Genomic DNA, 265 nt, shown 5'->3' with positions numbered 1-265 from the left:
ACCCTCTGATTACAAATCAGATGCTCTACCAACTGAGCTAAGTCGGCAAAATTGTTTTTCTCATTTGACACATGCGGGTAACGGGACTTGAACCCATACGTCCTACGGACACTAGAACCTAAATCTAGCGCGTCTGCCAATTCCGCCATACCCGCGACAAGGTCAATGAGTCGTGACAGTCTCGAACTGTCGACCCTCTGATTAAAAGTCAGATGCTCTACCAACTGAGCTAACGACTCAATGGAGGCTACAGGGCTCGAACCTG

At 48.7% G+C, this 265-nt stretch carries 2 tRNA genes; both read right to left on the bottom strand.

The features are described 5' to 3' along the window. Positions 1 to 72 precede the first annotated feature (72 nt). Positions 73 to 155: transfer RNA gene (locus FD09_RS15730), tRNA-Leu, on the bottom strand. A gap of 11 nt (positions 156 to 166) precedes the next feature. Continuing rightward, a tRNA-Lys gene (locus tag FD09_RS15725) sits at positions 167 to 239 on the bottom strand. Positions 240 to 265: the final 26 nt, after the last annotated feature.

The sequence above is a fragment of the Schleiferilactobacillus perolens DSM 12744 genome, assembly GCF_001435585.1.
GTDB classification, from domain to species: Bacteria; Bacillota; Bacilli; order Lactobacillales; family Lactobacillaceae; genus Schleiferilactobacillus; species Schleiferilactobacillus perolens.
Note: the sequence above shows the minus strand (reverse complement) of the source record. Positions and strands in the feature narration are given on the sequence as shown.